Annotated in this window: 16 protein-coding genes; 7 read left to right on the top strand and 9 right to left on the bottom strand. The window is 74.8% G+C overall.

What is annotated here, in order from left to right; all coding sequences use genetic code 11:
* Nucleotides 1-40 precede the first annotated feature (40 nt).
* The gene (locus ACLFMI_RS19465; RefSeq protein ID WP_410949325.1) at nucleotides 41-853 is read left to right on the top strand and encodes an alpha/beta fold hydrolase; all 813 of its coding nucleotides are present in this window, start codon (nucleotides 41-43) and stop codon (nucleotides 851-853) included.
* A gap of 32 nt (nucleotides 854-885) precedes the next feature.
* On the opposite strand, the gene ACLFMI_RS19460 is transcribed toward ACLFMI_RS19465, so the two are convergent.
* Genes ACLFMI_RS19460 through ACLFMI_RS19445 form a run of 4 tightly spaced genes read right to left on the bottom strand, consistent with a single transcriptional unit; the run spans nucleotide 886 to nucleotide 5,691 of the window.
* Nucleotides 886-2,907: a prolyl oligopeptidase family serine peptidase gene (locus ACLFMI_RS19460; RefSeq protein ID WP_410949324.1), complete on the bottom strand. Its 2,022-nt coding sequence runs from the start codon at nucleotides 2,905-2,907 to the stop codon at nucleotides 886-888.
* Between the two features lie 14 nt (nucleotides 2,908-2,921).
* Nucleotides 2,922-3,710 carry a putative hydro-lyase gene (locus ACLFMI_RS19455; RefSeq protein ID WP_410949323.1) on the bottom strand — a complete coding sequence of 263 codons (789 nt, stop codon included), beginning with the start codon at nucleotides 3,708-3,710 and terminating at the stop codon, nucleotides 2,922-2,924.
* On the bottom strand, nucleotides 3,707-4,468 hold the full coding sequence (locus tag ACLFMI_RS19450) for a LamB/YcsF family protein (protein WP_410949322.1): 762 nt from the start codon (nucleotides 4,466-4,468) through the stop codon (nucleotides 3,707-3,709). The genes ACLFMI_RS19455 and ACLFMI_RS19450 overlap by 4 nt, the downstream gene beginning before the upstream one ends.
* 8 nt (nucleotides 4,469-4,476) lie before the next feature.
* On the bottom strand, nucleotides 4,477-5,691 hold the full coding sequence (locus ACLFMI_RS19445) for an NRAMP family divalent metal transporter (protein ID WP_410949321.1): 1,215 nt from the start codon (nucleotides 5,689-5,691) through the stop codon (nucleotides 4,477-4,479).
* A gap of 125 nt (nucleotides 5,692-5,816) precedes the next feature.
* Here ACLFMI_RS19445 and ACLFMI_RS19440 point away from each other — a divergent pair, with 125 nt between their 5' ends.
* On the top strand, nucleotides 5,817-6,518 hold the full coding sequence (locus ACLFMI_RS19440) for a GntR family transcriptional regulator (protein ID WP_410949320.1): 702 nt from the start codon (nucleotides 5,817-5,819) through the stop codon (nucleotides 6,516-6,518).
* Between the two features lie 21 nt (nucleotides 6,519-6,539).
* Here ACLFMI_RS19440 and ACLFMI_RS19435 read toward each other — a convergent pair whose 3' ends face one another.
* Both ACLFMI_RS19435 and ACLFMI_RS19430 read right to left on the bottom strand, forming a co-directional pair.
* Nucleotides 6,540-7,289 carry an rRNA methyltransferase gene (locus tag ACLFMI_RS19435; RefSeq protein ID WP_410949319.1) on the bottom strand — a complete coding sequence of 250 codons (750 nt, stop codon included), beginning with the start codon at nucleotides 7,287-7,289 and terminating at the stop codon, nucleotides 6,540-6,542.
* A 106-nt stretch (nucleotides 7,290-7,395) separates the two neighbouring features.
* Nucleotides 7,396-7,557, bottom strand: coding sequence for a hypothetical protein (locus ACLFMI_RS19430; protein WP_410949318.1), 162 nt, complete (start codon nucleotides 7,555-7,557; stop codon nucleotides 7,396-7,398).
* Between the two features lie 199 nt (nucleotides 7,558-7,756).
* Here ACLFMI_RS19430 and ACLFMI_RS19425 point away from each other — a divergent pair, with 199 nt between their 5' ends.
* Nucleotides 7,757-9,787: a beta-galactosidase gene (locus ACLFMI_RS19425; protein ID WP_410949317.1), complete on the top strand. Its 2,031-nt coding sequence runs from the start codon at nucleotides 7,757-7,759 to the stop codon at nucleotides 9,785-9,787.
* 86 nt (nucleotides 9,788-9,873) lie between these two features.
* On the top strand, nucleotides 9,874-11,541 hold the full coding sequence (locus tag ACLFMI_RS19420) for a phosphoenolpyruvate--protein phosphotransferase (RefSeq protein WP_410949316.1): 1,668 nt from the start codon (nucleotides 9,874-9,876) through the stop codon (nucleotides 11,539-11,541).
* Nucleotides 11,542-11,905: 364 nt separating this feature from the next.
* On the opposite strand, the gene ACLFMI_RS19415 is transcribed toward ACLFMI_RS19420, so the two are convergent.
* Nucleotides 11,906-12,223, bottom strand: a complete 318-nt coding sequence (locus ACLFMI_RS19415) for an ArsR/SmtB family transcription factor (protein ID WP_410949315.1) — start codon at nucleotides 12,221-12,223, stop codon at nucleotides 11,906-11,908.
* Between the two features lie 104 nt (nucleotides 12,224-12,327).
* On the opposite strand from ACLFMI_RS19415, the gene ACLFMI_RS19410 reads away from it, so the two are divergent.
* Nucleotides 12,328-14,286 (top strand): heavy metal translocating P-type ATPase, encoded by a 1,959-nt coding sequence (locus tag ACLFMI_RS19410; RefSeq protein ID WP_410949314.1) that lies wholly within the window; start codon nucleotides 12,328-12,330, stop codon nucleotides 14,284-14,286.
* Nucleotides 14,287-14,309: 23 nt separating this feature from the next.
* On the opposite strand, the gene ACLFMI_RS19405 is transcribed toward ACLFMI_RS19410, so the two are convergent.
* Nucleotides 14,310-14,906 (bottom strand): SACE_7040 family transcriptional regulator, encoded by a 597-nt coding sequence (locus ACLFMI_RS19405; protein WP_410949313.1) that lies wholly within the window; start codon nucleotides 14,904-14,906, stop codon nucleotides 14,310-14,312.
* 142 nt (nucleotides 14,907-15,048) lie between these two features.
* Between ACLFMI_RS19405 and ACLFMI_RS19400 the strand changes: the two genes are divergently transcribed.
* Nucleotides 15,049-17,445 (top strand): ATP-binding protein, encoded by a 2,397-nt coding sequence (locus tag ACLFMI_RS19400; protein ID WP_410949312.1) that lies wholly within the window; start codon nucleotides 15,049-15,051, stop codon nucleotides 17,443-17,445.
* A gap of 57 nt (nucleotides 17,446-17,502) precedes the next feature.
* On the opposite strand, the gene ACLFMI_RS19395 is transcribed toward ACLFMI_RS19400, so the two are convergent.
* Nucleotides 17,503-18,189, bottom strand: coding sequence for a response regulator transcription factor (locus tag ACLFMI_RS19395; RefSeq protein WP_410949311.1), 687 nt, complete (start codon nucleotides 18,187-18,189; stop codon nucleotides 17,503-17,505).
* A 170-nt stretch (nucleotides 18,190-18,359) separates the two neighbouring features.
* Between ACLFMI_RS19395 and ACLFMI_RS19390 the strand changes: the two genes are divergently transcribed.
* Complete coding sequence (locus ACLFMI_RS19390) at nucleotides 18,360-19,964, top strand: carboxyl transferase domain-containing protein (RefSeq protein ID WP_410949310.1); 1,605 nt, start codon at nucleotides 18,360-18,362, stop codon at nucleotides 19,962-19,964.
* Nucleotides 19,965-20,071: the final 107 nt, after the last annotated feature.

Here is a 20,071-nt window from a genome sequence, read left to right as displayed (position 1 = left end):
AGGACCGCGACAACCACTCACGAGCTCCGGAGGAGCCCCCATGTCCCAGACGAGAATCCGCACCGGCATCACGGTGAACCACGAGACCATCGGTGACGGCGAGCCGTTGCTGCTGATCATGGGAACGTCCGGCTCGATCCCGCTGTGGGGCGAGCTGGCCGCCCGGCTCGCCGAGCACCACCAGGTCATCACCTACGACCTGCGCGGTCTCGGCGGCACCGAGCGCGGCGAGGGGCCGATGACCGTCGCGTCACTGGCCGAGGACGCCGCGGCCCTGCTCGAGGCACTGGAGGTGCCGCGGGCGCACGTCCTCGGCTGGTCGCTCGGGTCGGCGATCGCGCAGGAGCTCGCGCTGGCCCACCCGGACCGCGTCGCCTCCACGGTGATGTACGGGACGTGGGCGCGCTGCGACGGGTTCCAGCGCTCCGTGCTCTCCGCGCTCCGGCTGCCCTACGTGCACCGGGACATGGAGGCGGCACTGGCCGCGTCCGGGATCGCGTTCTCCCCGGAGCTGCTCGACCGGCCCGACTTCGAGGAGCTGCTGGGCCCGCTGATCCCGGCGTTCCCGCAGACCGAGGTGCAGATGCAGGCGACCGTCGAGCAGTGGGACGCCGACCTGGCCCACGACACGCTCGACCGGCTCGGCTCGATCACCGCTCCGACCCTGGTCGTGGTCGGCGAGCAGGACCTGCTGACACCGCAGTGGCAGTCCCGCAAGGTGGCCGACGCGATCCCCGGGGCCCGGTTCGAGCTCGTCAGCGGGCCCGGGTCGAGCCACGGGATGCACATCGAGCGGCCCGAGGATCTCGCGAAGATCGTCACCGGCTTCCTGGAGGGCGCTACGCGCCCGTGAGTGGTTGTCGCGGTCAGGACCGCGACAACCACTCACGGGTGGCGCAGCCGCTCCAGAAAGGCGTAGGCGAGCGCCGCCATCTTCGCCGCCTGCGCGTTGTCCGCGGCGCCGCCGTGGCCGCCCTCGATGTTCTCGTAGTAGGTGACGTCGTGGCCGGCCTCGGCGAGCGCGGCGGCGAACTTGCGGGCGTGGCCGGGGTGCACCCGGTCGTCCCGGGTCGAGGTCAGCAGGATCACCGGTGGGTAGGCGGCTCCCGGATCGATCAGGTGGTACGGCGAGAAGGTCCGGACGAAGTCCCAGTCGGCGGTGTCCGGGTCGCCGTACTCGGCCATCCAGGACGCCCCGGCGAGCAGGTGGCTGTAGCGCAACATGTCGAGCAGCGGCACCTGGATGACGACCGCGCCGAACAGCTCCGGGTAGCGGACCAGCATGTTCCCGGCCATCAGCCCGCCGTTGCTGCCGCCCTGCACGGCCAGCTGTGCGGGCGCGGTGATCCCCCGGTCCACCAGGTCCCGGGCGACCGCGGCCATGTCCTCGTAGGCCCGCGGCCGGTTCTCGCGCAGCGCGGCGCGGTGCCAGCGCGGGCCGTACTCGCCGCCGCCGCGCAGGTTCGCGACCGCGTACACCCCGCCCCGTTCCAGCCAGGACCGGCCGATCCCGCCGGAGTAGCCGGGGGTCAGCGCGATCTCGAAGCCGCCGTAGCCGTAGAGCAGGGTGGGTGCGGTGCCGTCGAAGGCCAGGTCCGCGGGCCGGACCAGGAAGTACGGCACGCGGGTGCCGTCGTCGCTGGTCACGAAGTGCTGCTCGATGACGTGCCGGGAGGCGTCGAAGAACGTGGGCGAGCTCTTCAACGTCTCGGGCTGCTCACCGATCGTCGCGATCGCCAGGGTGGACGGGGTGAGGTAGTCGGTGACGGTGAGCCAGACGTCGTCGCACTCGTCGGTGTCCACCGCGGACACCCCGACGCTGCCGAAGCCCGGAGCGCCGGTGAACGCGCTGCGGGCCCAGCCCTCGGCGCCGGGGGTGAGCACGGACAGCCGGTTGACGACGTCCTCCAGCACGTTGAGCACCAGGTGATGGCGGGTCCAGGTGTACCCGGCCAGCGACGACGCCTCGGTCGGGCCGAACAGTACGTCCCAGCTCGGCGTGCCTGCCAGGACGTCGTCGAACCGGGCGGCGAGCAGCGATCCGGCCCGGAACGCGCCCCAGTCCTCGCGCAGCTCCAGGATCAGCCACTCGCGCTCGACGTCGGCGACCGCCGAATCCGGGACGTCGACCTTCCGCAGCGCCGTCCTATCAGGGCCGTCGGGGCCGTCGACCAGGTACAGCTCGTCGGTGTAGAAGCCGATCGCCCGGCGCACGAAGTCCCGTTCGAAGCCGGGGGTCGGGTCGTGGTGCGCGCTCACCGACAGGTCCTCGACCGCGCCCTCGAAGACGACCGGTGCGTCGGTCAGCGGGGTGCCCCGCGTCCAGCGGCGCACGGTCCGGGGGTAGCCGGAGCTGGTCGTCGTCCCGTCGCCGAGGTCGGTGGCGACCCAGATGGTGTCCCGGTCGATCCAGCTGACGCCGCCCTTCGCCTCGGGCCGGTGGAAGCCGTCGGCGACCCAGTCCTTCGCGACGACGTCGAACTCGCGGGTGACGTCGGCGTCCGCGCCGCCGCGGGAGAGGTCCACCAGCGCGCGGTCGAGGTCGGGGCGCAGGAACCGGGCGCCGTGCCAGACCCAGTTCTCGCCCTCGGCCTCGTTGAGCGCGTCGACGTCGAGCAGGATCTCCCAGTCCGGGGCGTCGGTCCGGTACTGCTCGGGCGTGGTGCGCCGCCACAGGCCCCGCGGGTTCCGCTCGTCGGTCCAGAAGTTGTAGTAGTACCCGCCGCGGTAGGTGACCCACGGGATGCGGGCGTCCGAGTCGAGGACCTCGCGGATGCCCGACTCCAGGCCGTCGAACAGCTCGGTGCCGGTCAGCAGCTTCTCGGTGCGGGCGTTGTGCTCGGTCACCCACTCCAGGGCCGCGCTGCCGGTGACGTCCTCGAGCCAGGCGTGCGGGTCGTTCGTCATGCCCCGATCATCGCTCAGATCAGGTAGTCGCCGTCCCGGGCATCGGTGATCAGCATCTGACCGGGCTCGTGGGTGATCGCCAGCGGCAGCCGGGACTCCAGCACCGCTGCCTGCGGGGTGACCCCGCAGGCCCAGAACACCGGCACCTCCCCGTCGGTCATCGGGACCGGGTCCCCGTAGTCCGGCGCGTCCAGGTCGGTGATCCCCAGCTCCGAGCCACCGTCCCGCCCGCCCCACCCGACGTGGACGGGTGCGCCGTGCACCGCCGGGTAGCGGGTCGTGACCGACACCGCGGTGTCCACCAGGCCGGCCGGGACCGGGCGCATCGAGACCACCAGCGGCCCGGACAGCCGCCCGGCGGTGCGGCAGCGACGCGTCGTGCGGTACATCGGCACGTTCGTGCCCTGCGCCAGATGCCGCACCGGGACGCCGGCGGTGAGCAGTGCGTTCTCGAAGGTGAAGCTGCACCCGATGAGGAAGGCGACCAGGTCGTCGCGCCAGTACTTCTCGACGTCCGACGGCTGGTCGACCAGCTCGCCGCCGCGATACACCCGGTAGCCGGGCAGGTCGGCGCGGATGTCGCCGTCGAGGAGCGCCCCACCGACCTCGCCGGGCTCCAGCACGTCCAGCACCGGGCACGGCTTCGGGTTCCGCTGGGCGAACAGCAGCACGTCCCAGGCGTACTCGCGCGGGACGGCGATCAGGTTGGCCTGGGTCCAACCCGCGCACCAGCCGGACGTCGGGGTGGACAGCCCGGCGCGGAACCGTTCCCGGGCCTGCGCCGGGCCGAGGTCGGCGGTCACGGTGCGAACGCCGTGATCTCGACGCCGGCCCGGGCCAGCCCGTCCCGGACCCGCTGTGCCATCGCGACGGCGCCGGGTGAGTCGCCGTGCACGCAGGCGGACTCGGCGCGGACGGCGACGTCGGAGCCGTCCACCGCGCGGACGACGCCGTGCTCGATCATCCGGACCAGGCGCTGGGCGGCGGCGTCGGCGTCGTCGAGCAGGGCGCCGGGCTCGCGGCGGGACACCAGGCCGCCCTCGGGGGTGTAGCCGCGGTCGACGAAGAACTCCGGCACCGCGCGCAGCCCGGCGGATTCCGCGGCGGCCAGCAGCTCCGAGCCGGGCAGCCCCAGCACCGGCAGCGCCGGGTCGTAGGACCGGACGGCGTCGACCACGGCCCGGGCCTGCTCGGTGTGGGTGCGGGTCGCGTTGTACAGGGCACCGTGCGGCTTCACGTACCGGACCCGGGTTCCCGCCACCCGGCACAGCGCCTCCAGCGCGCCGATCTGGTAGAGCACGTCGTCGGTCAGCTCGGCCGGTTCGACGTCGATGAACCGGCGCCCGAACCCGCGCAGGTCCGGGTAGGACACCTGGGCGCCGACCGCGACCCCGGACGTGGCGGCCCGCTCGGTCGCCGCCCGGAGGGTCGTCGGGTCACCGGCGTGGAACCCGCAGGCGACGTTGGCCGAGCTGACCAGCCCGAGCATCGCGTCGTCGTCACCGAGGACCCACTGGCCGTAGGACTCGCCGAGGTCGGCGTTGAGATCGATACGTGTCATAGCCCTGCTCACAGTTTCCCGAGGTTCTCCGCTACGAACTGGTACCCGATGAACAGCGTCACCAGCCACCCGGCGACGCCCGCGCCCAGCAGCCACCGCGGGTAGTGGTAGCCGCCGAGCAGGTCGCGGCGGCGCCAGGCCACCCACAGCAGGATGGTGAACCCGATCGGCAGGATCAGCCCGTTGAAGGCGCCCGCGAAGACCAGCAGGGTGACCGGCGTGGTGCCGGCGACCAGGAAGACCGCGGTGCTCAGCACGATGAAGCCGACGGTGAGCAGGTTCGTCGTCCGCCGCGGGGACTCCCGCGAGGTCAGGAACGACACCGAGGTGTAGGCGGCGCCGATCACCGAGGTGATCGCGGCGACCCAGAGGATCAGGCCGAACAGCCGCAGCCCCACCTCGCCGGCCGCCGCGCCGAACGCGGTGGCGGTCGGGTTGTCCGAGTCCGCGAGGTTCACCCCGCCGGCGACGACGCCGAGGATGGCCAGGAACAGCAGCACCCGCATGACGGCGGTGACCACGACCCCCTGCACCGAGCTGCGCGCGACCTGTGCGGCGTGCTCCGGGCCGGACAGCCCGGAGTCGAGCATCCGGTGCGCCCCGGCGTAGGTGATGTAGCCGCCGACGGTGCCGCCGATCAGGGTGGTGATGACCAGCCAGCTGACCTGGTCGGGCAGCACGGTCTGGCGCAGCGCGTCGCCGACCGGCGGGCCGGACACGATCGCGACGTAGGCGGTCAGCCCGATCATCAGCACGCCGAGGACGACGACGATCCGGTCCAGCGCCACCCCGGCCCTGCGGATCGTGAAGATCGCGATCGCGAGCACCGCGGAGATCGCGCCGCCGATCGCGGGCGGCAGCCCGAGCAGTGCGTTCAGCCCGAGCCCGGCCCCGGCGACGTTGGCGATGTTGAAGACCAGCCCGCCGATCACGACCAGGGCGGTGAGCAGCCAGCCGGCGCCGGGCGCGACCTTGTTGGCGAGCTGGTGGGCGCGCATTCCGGACACGCCCACGACCCGCCAGACGTTCATCTGGATCGCGACGTCGACCAGGATCGACACCAGGATCGCGAACGCGAACGCCGCGCCGAGCTGGGCGGTGAACTGGGTGGTCTGGGTGATGAAGCCGGGGCCGATGGCGCTGGTGGCCATCAGGAACATCGCCCCGAGCAACGTGCCGCGATGCGCGGCGCCGGTGCGTGGCTGGTCGCTGGTCTCGCTCATCGCTGCCTCCGGGAGGTCCGGCGTCGCGCACGGTGGGTGGGGCGGTGCAGGTCGGACGAGTGTGCAGGATTGTCCAACGATCCGGCAATCCCACACGGGTACGTTGCTGGTTAGGATCGGATGTCGTGAGCGAACCGAACGTGGCGGTGCAGGACGCGCTGGCGTCGCTGTCGGCGTCCAGCACGGTCGTGGTGCCGGCGCCCGAGCGGGTGGCCGACCGGATCCGGGTCGAGGTCGCCGAGGCCCGGCTGGGGGTCGGCGCCCGGTTGCCCGAGCAGGCGCTGGGCGAGGCGCTGCAGGTCTCCCGCAACACGGTCCGCGAGGCACTGTCCCAGCTGGTCGCGGAGCGGGTGCTGGTCCGGATCCCGAACCGCGGCGTGTTCGTCGCGCGTCCGGAGGCCGACGACATCCGGGACGTCTACTCGGCCCGGCTGGTGATCGAGCCCGGCGCGGTGCGCTACGGCGAGCGGGTGGCCGATCCGGCCGTGCTGGCCGCCGTCCGGGGCGCGGTCGAGGAGGGGCGCGCCGCGGCCGCGACCGGCGACTGGACCGGCGTCGCGGCCGCGAACCAGCACTTCCACCGGGCGATCGTCACGCTGGCCGGCAGCCCCCGGCTGGAACGGGAGATGGGCCGCCTGCTGGCCGAGATGCGGCTGGTGTTCCAGCGGATGCCGGGGATCCGCGAGTTCCACGAGCCCTACCTGGCCCGCAACGGCGAGATCGCGACGCTGCTGTCCGAGGGCGCCGCCGAGCGGGCCGCGGACGAGCTGGCCCGCTACCTGGTCACCGCCCGCGACCAGCTGCTGGGGGCCTACGCCCGGATCTGAGCGGCGGGCCGCTCCGGCGGATCACCTCAGGTCGCCCGCCCGGGCGAGGACGGCGGCGCGGTGGCCGACCCGCAGCCGCGCCAGCGCCCGGACACCCGAGGGCAGCGGCACCGAGCGTCCCCGGCCGGCCGCCACGACGACCGCCTCCGAGGCGAGCACGCTCGCCACCGCCGTCAGGAACCCGGCCTCCGGGCCGGCGGTGTCGGGGGCACTGTCGGCATCCGGACCGGTGCGTGCGTCGGCGCCGGACCAGGACGTCTGCCGCCCGTGCGGCAGGTCCGCGAGCACCACGTCCGGCCGGGTGCCGCCGAGCGCCGCGGCGGTGGCGGCCGGGTCCAGGGCGTCGGCGGTGCCCACCGTCCACGGCACCTCGGCGGCGGGCCACAGCGCCCGGGCCGCCGCCGCGGCGTCGGTGTAGGCGGGCTTCCCGTGCCGCCGGGCCAGCCCGTCCAGCTCGGCGGCCCGGGCCGCGCGGCCGGCGGGATCGAGCAGGGCCAGGTTGCGCCGGGCCAGGTCGAGCGGGCCGGGATCGGCGTCGGTCCCGGCCAGCGCGGTGATCCCGGTGCCGAGCAGGCCGAGTACGGCCAGCGTCGTACCGGCGCCGCAGCACGGGTCCCACACGCTGACCGGGCCGGGGCCGGGCAGGTGCTCGCGGGCCCTGCCGAGCAGCTCGAGGGTCAGCCGGACCGGCAGCGTCGGGCGCCCCGGCGCGGAGACCAGCACCGCGTCGAGCGAGGCGTGGTTCGCGGCCGGGGCGTGGCGGTACTGCACGCCGAACAGTGTGCGCGAGTGACAGGTGCGCGAGTGACAGGTGCGCGGGTGACAGGTGCGCGGGTGACAGGTGCGCGGGTGACAGGTGCGCGGGTGACAGGTGCGCTCAGCGGCGGGTGCGCGCGTGCAGCAGCGCGGCGACCCCGCCGATCAGGACCAGCACCGCGACCGCGACGGCGAGGAGCCGCCCGCCCCCGGCCGAGGCGCTCCCGAGTACCAGGCTCAGCGGTGCGCCGACCGCCAGGGCGAGGATCAGCGTCGCAGCCACGACCCGTCGGGTCGCGGGTCCCTGCGGTCCGGGGGTGTTCCGTTCGTCCTGCACGCCCCCTTCGTACCCGGTGGCCGGCCCGCTGTACGCGCCCCGTCCGACCCGCGCATGTCCGCACACAGTCGAACAACCTCGAACAGGTTCGGGCGCCGGGTTCGGGGACACTGGGCCGGTCGCCACCGAGTCGAGAGGACCGATGATGAGCCGCTGGCTGCGCCCGACCGCCGGATCCGGGCACCCCCGCCTGGAGTTCGGGGCGGACTACAACCCCGAGCAGTGGCCGCGCGAGGTGTGGGCCCGCGACGTCGAGCTGATGCGGTCCGCCGGGGTCACGATCGTCACCGTCGGGGTCTTCTCCTGGGCCCGGCTGCAACCGCGCCCGGACACCTGGGACTTCGGCTGGCTGGACGAGGTCATGGACCTGCTGCACGCCGGCGGGATCGCGGTCGACCTGGCGACGGCGACGGCGTCCGCACCGCCGTGGCTGCACCACCGGCATCCGGAGATCCTCGCCGTGGACGCCGGCGGCCGGACCGTGTGGCCGGGCGGGCGCCAGCACCACCGGCCGACCTCACCGGTGTTCCGCCGGTACGCCATGGCGCTGGTGGAGCGGATGGCCCGCCGCTACGGCGACCACCCGGCGCTGGCGGCCTGGCACGTGTCGAACGAGCTGGGCTGCCACGACGTGGCGGACCACTCGCCGGACGCCGAGGTCGCGTTCCGCGCATGGCTGCAGCGCCGCTACGGCGACCTGGGCGCGCTCAACCGGGCCTGGGGCACCTCGTTCTGGTCCCAGCACTACGGCGACTGGGCCGAGATCATGACCCCGCGCGCGGTCGGGCCCGGCGCGGTCCCGAACCCCACCCAGGCGCTGGACTTCGACCGGTTCTCCTCGGACGCGCTGCGCGACCACCTGTGCGCCGAACGGGACCTGCTGCACACGCTCACCCCGGACGTCCCGGTCACCACGAACTTCATGGTGATGGCCGAGACGAAGGGCATGGACTACGCGAGCTGGGCGCCCGAGGTCGACATCGTCGCCAACGACCATTACGTGTTCCCCGGCCTCGGCGCCGCGACCGCCCGGGACGAGCTGTCGTTCTCCTCGAACCTGACCGGCAACCTGGCCGGCGGGGACCCGTGGTGGCAGATGGAGCACTCGACGTCGGCGGTGAACTGGCAGCCGGTGAACCCGCGCAAGCGGCCCGGCGAGCTCGCCAGGGACTCGCTCACCCACCTCGCGCACGGCGCGGACGCGATCTGCTACTTCCAGTGGCGCCAGTCCGCGGCGGGCGCGGAGAAGTTCCACTCGGCGATGCTCCCGCACGCCGGACCGGACTCGGCGGTGTTCCGCGACGTCACCGCGCTGGGCGCGACGCTGGCGGACCTGGCCCCGGTGGCCGGGGCCCGCCGGGTACCGGCCCGGGCGGCGATCCTGTGGGACTGGCCGTCCTGGTGGGCGGTCGAGCAGCCCTTCACCCCGAGCAGCGAGCTGCGCTACCGGGACGAGGCGCTCGGCTGGTACCGGGCTTTCCTGGACGCCGGGGTGCGGGCCGACGTCGTGCCCGCCGGGGCGGACCTGTCCGGCTACGAGCTCGTCGTCGCACCGGTGCTGCACGTGGTCGGGCCGGAGCGGGCGGCCGAGCTGGCCGCGTTCGTCGACGGCGGCGGGCACCTGGTCGCCACCTACTCCTCCGGCACCGTCGACGACGACGCGCACGCCCTGCTCGGCGGCTACCCGGGTGCGCTGCGCGAGCTGCTGGGGATCCGGGTCGAGGAGTTCGCACCGCTGGCCACCGGCAGCACGGTGACCCTGGACGACGGCTCCACCGGTGACCTGTGGAGCGAGCCGGTGCAGCTCACCGACGGTGCGGTCGAGGTGCTCGCGCGCTACACCGGCGACGGGACCGACCCCGGAGCCGCGGACCTGGCGGGCCTGCCCGCCGTCACCCGGCGCCCGGCCGGCGCGGGGTCGGCGAGCTACGTCTCGACCCGGCTCGACGACCGCGCCCCGCTGCTGCGCCGGCTGCTGGCCGGCGCCGGGATCCACCCGGAGCTGCCCGGCGAGCTGTGCGGCCGGGTCGAGCTGGTCCGCCGTGGGGGCTTCCGGTTCGTGATCAACCGCACCGAGGCCCCGGTGTCCCTGGCCCCGCTCGGTGGGATCGCCTCACTGGCGGGCCTGCCCGCCGCGACGCTGCCGCCGCGCGGCGTGACCGTTCTGCGGGGCTGATCGTCCTGCCGGACCGACCGGACGCCCGGCGGAGGTCCTACTGTGTGCCTCGACCGGGTCCCGCCGACGTCGTCCTGGGGTCAACCATGCCGATACCGAGCACGCTGATCGGAATCCCCGCGAGCCCGGGCCGGGCGGGTGGCCGGGTGGTGCGGGTCGCCGAGCCGCCCGGCGAGCCGGCCACCGGCCCCGCGCCCGCCGACCCTGCCGGCGAGGCCGCCCGGATCGAGCCGGCCGTCGAGCTGGTGTCGACGCGGCTGACCGCGCGGGCCGCGACCGTGTCCGGGGACGCGCGAGAGGTGCTCGAGGCGACCGTGACGATGGTCGGTGACCCGGCACTGCTCCAGAACGCGCAGGAGCTGGTCACCGAGCGCGGCCGCCCGGCCGCCCGCGCGGTGTGGGAGGCCGCGAACGGGTTCGCGGCGACACTGTCGTCGATGGGCGGCTACATGGCCGAGCGGGCCCGGGACATCTCCGACGTCCGGGACCGGATCGTCGCCGAGCTGCTCGGCCTGCCCGCTCCGGGCGTGGCCGACCTGGACGCGCCCGCGGTCCTCGTCGCCACGGACCTGGCCCCGGCCGACACCGCCGGGCTCAAGCCGGGCGTCGCGCTCGCCCTGGTCACCGAGCAGGGCGGCCCGACCAGCCACACCGCGATCCTGGCCCGGTCGCTGGGCATCCCGGCCGTCGTCGGGTGTGCCGGGGCGAGCACCCTGACCGACGGCTCCGCGGTGATCGTGGACGGCGCCACCGGCGAGGTCGGTGAGGTCGCGACGCTGGACGAGGCCGTCGAGGCGGCCGCCGCCGCGGCCGTCGTCACGGACTGGGACGGGGTCGGCCGCACCGCCGACGGGCACGTCGTCCCGCTGCTGGCTAACGTCGGCGACGGCCCCGGCGCGGCCAAGGGTGCCGCCGACGGCGCCGAGGGCGTCGGGCTGTTCCGCACCGAGCTGGCGTTCCTCTCCGCTGCCGAGGAGCCGTCGGAGTCCCGCCAGCGCGAGGCCTATGTCGCGGTGCTGTCCGCGTTCGCGGGCAAGCCGGTCACCGCTCGCACCCTGGACGCCGGCGCGGACAAGCCGCTGCCGTTCCTGTCCCTGGACGGCGAGCCGAATCCAGCGTTGGGCGTGCGCGGCCTGCGGATCGCGCGGGACGGGTCCGGCGGGGACGGCGCCGGCGTGCTGGACCGCCAGCTCGCCGGGCTCGCCGCCGCGGCGAAGGAGACCGGTGCCGAGCTCAAGGTCATGGCGCCGATGGTCGCCACCGCCGAGGAGGCCCGCTGGTTCGTCGAGCGCTGCCGGACGCACGGCATCGGCAGGGCCGGGGTGATGATCGAGGTTCCGGCGGCCGTGCTGACCGCGGACGAGATCATGCGCGAGGTCGACTTCGTGTCCGTGGGCACCAACGACCTGGCCCAGTACCTGTTCGCCGCGGACCGCCAGTCCGGGCCGCTCGCCGCGCTGAACGACCCGTGGCAGCCGGCGCTGCTGCGACTGATCGGGATGCTCGGCGAGGCCTCGGAGCGCACCGGTTGCCCGGTCGGGGTCTGCGGCGAGGCCGCGGCCGACCCGGCACTGGCGTCGGTGCTGGTCGGGCTGGGCGTCGCGAGCCTGTCGACCGGCCCCGGTGCGCGGGCCGCGGTCGGCGCGGCCATCGGTGGGCTGACCCTGGCGCAGTGCCGGGAGCGCGCGGCTGTCGCCCGGGCCGCGGCGGACCCGATCGACGCCCGGCGTGCCGTCGCTGCGCTCGACGGCTGACGCGTGCCTCCACCCGGGTGGTTGGCGGGCGACGCGACGGCGACCGGCCGTGACGTCCGGGTGGCGGCCCCGGCGCGGTCGTTCGCCCGTCCGGTACCCGGGCGCCGCTCGTCGTGACGGGCGACCCGTTCGACGTGCGCGATCGTGTCGGGCGGCGCGGACGCCGCTGACCGCAACGGCCTGCGACTCCGGCGGGTGACCCCCGCCCCCGGTTGCCGGAGACACCCGGACGGTTGTTGAGTGGTCACGGTTCTTCCGCTCCCCGGCATCGTGGTCGGCCCGCCGTCGGCGGGTCGGCCACGATCATCGCGGAGCCGGGCCCGGCTCGGGATCACCGCGCGCCTGCGGAGGTCAGCCGGGGAGGTCAGCCGGGTGCGGGCTGCCCGGCGAGGACCCGTTCCAGGACCGCGCGCACCGTGGGGTCCTCGACCGTGTAGTACACGAACGTCCCCTCGCGCCGGTTCTCGACCAGCCCGGCCAGGCGCAGCTTCGACAGGTGCTGGCTGACCGCGGTCGGCGCGACGCCGACCAGCTCGGCCAGGCACGCCACCGACGACTCGCCCTGCAGCAGCGCCCAGAGGATCTTGATCCGGGTCGGGTCGGACAGCATCCGCAACGCGTCCGCCGCGCGGCGGACCTCGTCGTCGGGCGGCATCGAGAAGCCGGGGATGGACTCGTGCACGACCGCGAGTCTACGACACCTGCGCGGCTGCGCGGATGATCCTTCGTCTCACCAGTCGAACATCTGACTGCGTATCTTCGTGAATGCGCAGGTACGGTACGCCCATGCGTTCCGCGTTCGCCTTGCCCGAGGTCCGGTGGGCCGCGGCCGCCCTGCTCGCGTTCCTGGTCGCCGCCGGGTCCGACCTGCTCGGCGCCCCGGCCACCGTGGTGATCGGCGGCTACCTGGCCTGTTACGTCCTCGGCGGTTGGGAGCCGGCTCTGGTGGGGTTGCGCGCGCTGCGCGAGCGGACCCTGGACGTCGACCTGCTGATGGTGGTCGCCGCCGCGGCGGCCGCAGCGATCGGCCAGTGGTTCGACGGTGGCCTGCTCATCGTCATCTTCGCGACGTCCGGGGCCCTGGAGGCGGTGATGACCGCCCGCACCCGGGCCGGTATCGAGGCCCTGCTCGACCTGACCCCGGAGACCGCGACCCTCCTCGATGGCGGCGACGAGCGGGAGGTTCGGGCCGACTCGCTGGTGACCGGGCAGACCGTCGTCGTGCGGCCGGGTGAGCGCATCCCCGGCGACGGGCGCGTCCTCGACGGCGTCTCCGAGGTGGACACCGCCGGGCTGACCGGCGAGCCGGTCCCGGTCCGCCGTGAGCCCGGCGACGACGTGCTGGCCGGGACCGTGAACGGGACCGGCGTGCTGCGGGTGCGGGTGCTGCGCGACGCAGGGGACACCGTCGTCGCGGGGGTGGCGGCGCAGGTCGAGCGCGCCGCGGAGACCAAGGCGCACCGGCAGCTGTTCATCGAGAGGGTGGAGCAGCGCTACTCGGTGCTGGTGGTCGCCGTGACGGTCGCACTGCTCGCGGTGCCGCTGCTGGCCGGCGCGCCGTTCGAGGAGACGCTGCTGCGCGCGATCGTGTTCATGATCGTCGCGTCGCCGTGCGCGATCGTGCTGGCCACGATGCCGCCGCTGCTCGCCGCGGTCGCGGTGGCCGGGCGGCGTGGGACGCTGGTCAAGGACGTCACGGTGCTGGAGGCGCTGTCCGAGATCGACACCGTGGTGCTGGACAAGACCGGGACGCTCACCACCGGCCGTCCGCAGGTGGTCGGGGTGACCGCGCTGCGCGGCCGGGACGAGGACGAGGTGCTGGCACTGGCCGCCGCGGCCGAGGCCGGCAGCGAGCACGCGCTCGGCCGGGCGGTGCGCGCGCACGCCCTGGACCGCGGCCTGGAACCACCCGCCGCCGACGGGTTCGAGGCCGTCCCGGGCGAGGGTGTGCGGGCCCGGGTGGCCGGGCACACCGTCGCGGTGGGCCGGCCCCGGCTGCTCGCCGCCCCCGACCCGGAGGTCGACGCCCTGGTCGGCGAGCTGCAGGAGGCCGGCCGGACGGCGGTGCTGGTGCTGGTCGACGGCGCGGTGGCCGGCGTCGTCGGGCTGTCCGACGAACCGCGGGACGGCGCCGCCGGCGCGCTGGCCGCCCTCCGCCGCACGGTCGGCGAGGAGCCCGAGGTGCTCACCGGCGACGCCGAACGCCCGGCCCGGGTGCTCGCCGCCCGGCTCGGGCTGTCCCGGGTGCGGGCCGGGCTGCTGCCCGCGGACAAGGTCGAGGCCGTCCGGGAGCACCAGGCGTCCGGCCGCCGGGTGCTGGCCGCCGGGGACGGGATCAACGACGCGCCGCTGCTGGCCGGGGCCGACGTGGGTCTGGTGGTCGGGGAGGGCGCCGGCGCGCTCGCGCTGGAGGCCGCCGACGGCGTGCTCACCCGGGACCCGCTCGGCTCGCTCGCGCCGCTGGTGGCGCTGGCCCGGCGGGCCCGCCGGATCGCCCGGGCGAACCTCGCCCTCGCCGCCACGGTGATCGTCGTCCTGGTGGGCTGGGACCTGCTGGGCACGCTGCCGCTGATCGTGGGGGTCGCCGGGCACGAGCTGTCCACGGTGCTGGTCTGCCTGAACGGGCTGCGGCTTCTGGTCAGCGCCCGGCGCGCGGACCGGCGGGTTCGGCGTGGCGGCGTCGTTCCGCCCGCGCCGGCGGCGCCGGTCCCGGCGCGCGGCCGGGTCGGGGCCGGGTCGCGCTGACGGCCCGACCGACCCTGCCGGGGTCACGCCGCGGCGGCGTCCAGCGCGGCGAGTGCCATCCGGCGCAGCACGGCGACCCGGGTGTCGGCACCGGGGCCGGTCGTCGGCGTCGCCGGGGCCGGTGCGTACGGCGTCGAGTTGAGCAGGCCGAACACGCCGTGCGCCACGGTCCGCGCCTCGTCCGGGACGACGCCCGGGTGCACCCGGCGCAGCGTGTCCACCCACAGCTCGACGTAGGTGCGCTGCAACCGCCGCACGGAGCGTCGGGCGTCCTCGGGCAGGTTGGCCAGGTCCCGGTCCTGGACGACGATCAGATCCGGCTCCCGGGTGGCGAAGTCGACGTGGAAGTCGACCAGGTCGGTCAGCGCCGCGCGGGCGTCCCGGTGATCGACGCGAGCCCGGCCGCCCTCGAGCAGTCGCTCGCTGATGTCGATGAGCAGCTCGGCGAGCAGGGCCTCCTTGCCCGGGAAGTGCCGGTACAGCGCCGGCCCGCTCACTCCGACGGCCGCACCCAGCTCGGCGATGCTCACCCCGTGGAAGCCGTGCGCCGCGAACAACCGGGCGGCGACCGTGCGGATCTGCTCGCGGCGACTGGGGGCGGCGCTGCCGGGGGCGGCCATCCACCGATCCTACCGCCCGTGTTAACAAACGTTCACCCCGGTGAGCGGTGGCCCGTGCCTCGTCTCGGCCGGGCACAGCCGTCTCAGCCAGGGCACAGCCGTCTCAGCGAAGACACAGCCCCGCGCCGATACCCTGTCCGGTGTGAGCAGTACCCTGCGCCGCCTGCGCGACCGGCTCGGCGTCCGCGCCGTGTCCGCGCTCGCCGCGGCGGCCGCGGTCGCGGTGGTGCTCGTCGTCGCCGGGATCGCGCTCGTGCTGGGCCTGCAGCGGACCCTCACCAGCAGCGTCGAGGAGACCGCGAAGGGCACCGCCGAGCAGCTCGGCCAGCGTATCGAGGCGAACTTCTCCGGGACCGGCGACCCGAAGAAGAACGCGATCGACGCCACCGGCAAGCGCACCGACATCGTCCAGGTCGTCACCGCCTACAGCGACGAGACCAACGCCCCGGACTCGGTGGTCGGGTCGAACGGCGAGCAGGAGGACATCCAGGTCATCGGCTCGTCGGACCCGCTGGGCAGCCGGCCGCAGATCGTGCCGTGGCTGCTGGCCCCCGGCGAGACGCGCACCGCGCACGACGTCGAGATCCGCAAGGTCGACGACACGGTGGAGAACGCCCTGGTCTTCGGCGAGGGGTTCCGGGCCAACGGCCGGCCGATCACCGTCTACGCCGCGGAGGAGACGAGGTCGGTCTCCGACGCCGTCGACACGGTGCAGTGGCTGCTCGTCGGCGGCATCCCGGTGCTGGTGCTGATCACCGGCTACTTCACCTACCTGTTCGCCGGGGGCGCGCTGCGCCCGGTCGACCGGATGCGCGCCCGGGTGGCCGGGATGAGCGAGAAGGACCTGTCCCAGCGGGTGCCCGAACCGGTCGCCAACGACGAGGTCGGCCGGCTGGCCCGGACGATGAACCAGATGCTCGGCCGGATCGAGTCCTCGCAGGCCACCCAGCGCCGCTTCGTCGCCGACGCCAGTCACGAGCTGCGCAGCCCGCTGGCCACCGTCTCCACCGGCCTGGAGCTGCTCGGCAGCGGGATGCGGGAGGACTCTCCCGACCGTGCCACCGTGCAGACGCTGCGCGGGGAGGCGACGCGGCTGACCGGGTTGGTCGAGGGGCTGCTGTTCCTGGCCCGGGCCGATGAGCGCGGGCTCGCGCCGCGGCGCGAGGAGGTCGACCTCGACGAGATCGTGGAGGCCGAGCGGGTGCGCCCGGCCGCACCCTCCGGGGATCCGGCCGTCACGGTCCGGGTGACGACCGAGCCGGTCCGGGTGGTCGGCGACCGCGGGCAGCTGGTCCGGGTGGTGCGCAACCTGGTCGACAACGCCAAGCGGCACGCCGCCTCGACCGTGGCGGTCGCCGTCCGGGCCGAGGACGGTGTCGCGGTGATCGAGGTCGACGACGACGGCAACGGCGTCCCCGGGACGGACCGGGACCGGGTGTTCGAACGTTTCGTCCGGCTCGACGAGGCCCGCTCGCGTGGCGACGGCGGGTCCGGGCTGGGCCTGTCGATCGTCGCCGAGCTGGTCACCGCGCACGGCGGCACGGTCGCCGCGCTGGACTCGCCCGAGCTGGGCGGGGCCCGGTTCCGGGTGACCGTGCCGATCGCCGCCCCCGTGCACCTCGATCCGGACCCCGACCGGAGCCTCGACCAGAGCGCCGACCCGGAGCCCGCTCCGGCCGCCTCCGGCGCCGCTGGTGCCGCCGGTGTGCTCCCGGCCGGTACGTTCCCGGCCGGGGCCGACGCCGGTTTCCCCGGCACGTATCCGGGCGAAGCGGAGCGCGACCCGTGGACCGGCCTCCCGATCGACCCGCCCGCCCCGCCCGCCCCGTCCGCCCCGGTCGCCGCGCCGGGAGCCGAGCTGAAGGACGACCGCCCCTCCGGCCCGCTGCCGCGGATCCGGCCGATCCCGGACGGCGCCGGTCGACCTTCCCGGGCCGCGGGCCCGGCCGGACCCGCCGCGCCGACCGGTTCCTCGGAGACGGTCGGCACGACCGGTCCGGCCGGCTCCGACGGTCCCGCCGATGCGGCCGGTTCCACCGGGGCCACCGGTCACGGCGACCCGGCCACGGACGCCCCGACGGTCCGCCCGGTGATGGCGTCGCGACCACCCGCCCCCGCCGACGGCGGACCCGACCCCGACGGCAGGCGCCACCCCGCCGGCGCCGCGAACGGCGACGCCGGGCCGGAGGACGCGCCGGCCGGGCACCCCGCGCCGACCACGCCCGCCCCGACCACGACCGCCCCGACCACGCCCGCCCCGGAGGTCCACCCCGTGCCCGACCCGCAGGCTCGGCACCGGCCCGACCCGCCGACCGGGCCGCTGCCGATCCGGCCGAACACCGTGGGCAGCCCCTACGACGAGAACGTCACCCGGCCGCTCCCGGTGCCCGGGAGCAGCGCCGCCACCCGGCCGACCCGGAGCGGTACCGCCGTCGCACCGCGGGACGACCGGTCCGCGGAGGCGCCGCGCCCGGCGGGGCGCACCCCGCCGCAGAGCCGCCCGTCCTACCCCCGCGGCCGCCCCGACGACCGCCGCTGACCGTCCCCGACCGGCACCGGCCGGTCGCGGTCGGTGACCTCGCGGGGCGGGGTGGGATCAGGCCGACGGCGCCGCGGGCTCGGACATCCGGTAGCCGACGCCGCGCAGGGTCTCGATGCTGCGCGTGCCGAACGGTGTGTCGATCTTGCGGCGCAGGTAGCCGACGTAGACCTCGACGACGTTGACCTCGCCGTCGTAGTGCGCGTCCCACACCGAGCGCAGGATGTCGGTCTTCGTCACGACCTGGCCGGTGTGGGCCATGAGGTGCTCCAGCACCCCGAACTCGCGCGGGGTGAGCGAGATCTCGACGTCGCCGCGGTGCACCCGATGGGTGGCCGGGTCCAGGCTCAGGTCGCCCACCCGCAGCACCGACGGCGCCGTCTCGCCCGCCCGGCGCAGCAGCGCGCGCAGCCGCGCCCGCAGGACGACGAACGAGAACGGCTTGGTCAGGTAGTCGTCGGCGCCGAGGTCGAAGGCGTCGGCCTCGTCGTACTCGCCGTCCTTCGCGGTCAGCATCAGCACCGGCGTCCACACTCCGCGCTCGCGCAGGTGCTGCAGGATCCGGTAGCCGGAGAGGCCGGGCAGCATGATGTCCAGGACGAGCACGTCGTGCCGCCCGGACAGGGCCGCCTGCAGCCCGGAGTTCCCGTCGTGCGCGATCTCGACCTCGTGCCCTTCGGCGGCCAGGCCGCGCCGGACGAGCTCGGCGAGCGGCTTCTCGTCCTCGACCAGTAACAGGCGCACGGCCCTACCGTAGTGAACGCGGTGGCAGGGGAGGCCGCGGCACGGAGGCCGCGGCACGGGAGGCCGTGGGCGGAGGGGCCGGCCGGCACCGGCGTCGTCCACCCCTGGACGCGAGGCGTTAACGAACGATAACCTGTTAACGGTTATTAACAGGGAGGGTGGCAGCGTCGATGTCCGATCAGCAAGCCCCGCTCGGGGTGGTCCCCGAGGAGGCCCCGCGACTGGGCAGCCCGGTCGACCCGTCCGGCGAGCAGTACGCCGCGAACGTCGCGGCGCACCGCGACCTGGTGGCCGACCTGAACGCGCAGCTGGCGACGGCCCGTCTCGGCGGCCCGGCACGCTCCCGGGCGCGGCACGTGGAGCGCGGGAAGCTGCTCCCGCGGGATCGGGTGGACTCGCTGGTCGACCCGTCGTCGCCGTTCCTGGAGCTGTCCCCGATGGCCGCCCACGGCATGTACGACGACCAGGCCCCCGGCGCCGGGATGATCACCGGGGTGGGCCGGGTGGCCGGCCGGGAGTGCGTGATCGTCGCGAACGACGCGACCGTCAAGGGCGGCACCTACTTCCCCGTCACGGTGAAGAAGCACCTCCGCGCGCAGGAGGTGGCGCTGCACAACCGGCTGCCGTGTGTCTACCTGGTCGACTCCGGCGGGGCCTACCTGCCCGAGCAGGACCGGGTGTTCCCGGACCGCGAGCACTTCGGCCGGATCTTCTACAACCAGGCGCAGATGTCCGGGCTGGGCATCCCGCAGATCGCGGCGGTGCTGGGCTCGTGCACCGCGGGCGGTGCCTACGTCCCGGCCATGTCGGACGAGGCGGTGATCGTCCGCAACCAGGGGACGATCTTCCTCGGCGGCCCGCCGCTGGTGAAGGCCGCGACCGGCGAGGTCGTCACCGCCGAGGAACTGGGCGGCGGGGACCTGCACTCGAGGACCTCCGGGGTCACCGACCACCTGGCCGCGGACGACGCCGAGGCGCTGCAGCGGGTCCGGGCGATCGTCGGCACCCTGGGCCCGCGGGCGCCGCGCCCGTGGGACGTGCGGCCGACCGAGGAACCCGCCGTCGACCCTGACGGGCTCTACGGCGCCGTCCCGACCGACTCGCGCACCCCGTACGACGTGCGCGAGGTGATCGCCCGCGTCGTCGACGGCTCCCGGTTCCACGAGTTCAAGTCCGAGTACGGGACGACGCTGGTCACCGGTTTCGCCCGGATCCACGGCCACCCGGTCGGGATCGTGGCGAACAACGGCATCCTGTTCTCCGAGTCCGCGGTCAAGGGCGCGCACTTCGTCGAGCTGTGCGACCAGCGCGGCATCCCGCTGGTGTTCCTGCAGAACATCTCCGGGTTCATGGTCGGCCGCGACTACGAGGCCGGCGGCATCGCGAAGAACGGCGCCAAGATGGTCACCGCCGTCGCCTCCACCCGGGTGCCGAAGCTGACCGTCGTGATCGGCGGCTCGTTCGGCGCCGGGAACTACTCGATGTGCGGGCGGGCGTACTCGCCGCGGTTCCTGTTCATGTGGCCGAACGCCCGGATCTCGGTGATGGGCGGCGAGCAGGCCGCCACCGTGCTGGGCACGGTCGGGTCCGGCGCGGATCCGGATGCCATCCGGGCCCAGTACGAGACGCAGGGCCACCCGTACTACTCCACCGCCCGGCTGTGGGACGACGGCGTGATCGACCCCGCCGACACCCGCACCGTGCTGGGCCTGTCCCTGTCCGTCGCCGCCAACGCACCCCTGGCCGACCCGGCCTTCGGCGTCTTCCGGATGTGATCCGACGGGGGCTCCGCCCCCGTCAGCCCCCCGAACTACGCAACCCAACCAAGCCCCCAACCGCGCAACCCAACCAACGGCGGCTCCGCCCCCGTTGGTCGACCTGG

This window comes from Pseudonocardia nantongensis (assembly GCF_046546495.1).
GTDB lineage: Bacteria > Actinomycetota > Actinomycetes > Mycobacteriales > Pseudonocardiaceae > Pseudonocardia > Pseudonocardia nantongensis.
Note: the sequence above shows the minus strand (reverse complement) of the source record. Positions and strands in the feature narration are given on the sequence as shown.

Bases quoted from the DNA above. Each gene is read 5' to 3' on its own strand.
- ACLFMI_RS19465 (WP_410949325.1), top strand. From the start codon at position 41: ATGTCCCAGACGAGAATCCGCACCGGCATCACGGTGAACCACGAGACC.
- ACLFMI_RS19460 (WP_410949324.1), bottom strand. From the start codon at position 2,907: ATGACGAACGACCCGCACGCCTGGCTCGAGGACGTCACCGGCAGCGCG.
- ACLFMI_RS19450 (WP_410949322.1), bottom strand. From the start codon at position 4,468: ATGACACGTATCGATCTCAACGCCGACCTCGGCGAGTCCTACGGCCAG.
- ACLFMI_RS19445 (WP_410949321.1), bottom strand. From the start codon at position 5,691: ATGAGCGAGACCAGCGACCAGCCACGCACCGGCGCCGCGCATCGCGGC.
- ACLFMI_RS19425 (WP_410949317.1), top strand. From the start codon at position 7,757: ATGAGCCGCTGGCTGCGCCCGACCGCCGGATCCGGGCACCCCCGCCTG.
- ACLFMI_RS19420 (WP_410949316.1), top strand. From the start codon at position 9,874: ATGCCGATACCGAGCACGCTGATCGGAATCCCCGCGAGCCCGGGCCGG.
- ACLFMI_RS19410 (WP_410949314.1), top strand. From the start codon at position 12,328: ATGCGTTCCGCGTTCGCCTTGCCCGAGGTCCGGTGGGCCGCGGCCGCC.
- ACLFMI_RS19405 (WP_410949313.1), bottom strand. From the start codon at position 14,906: ATGGCCGCCCCCGGCAGCGCCGCCCCCAGTCGCCGCGAGCAGATCCGC.
- ACLFMI_RS19390 (WP_410949310.1), top strand. From the start codon at position 18,360: ATGTCCGATCAGCAAGCCCCGCTCGGGGTGGTCCCCGAGGAGGCCCCG.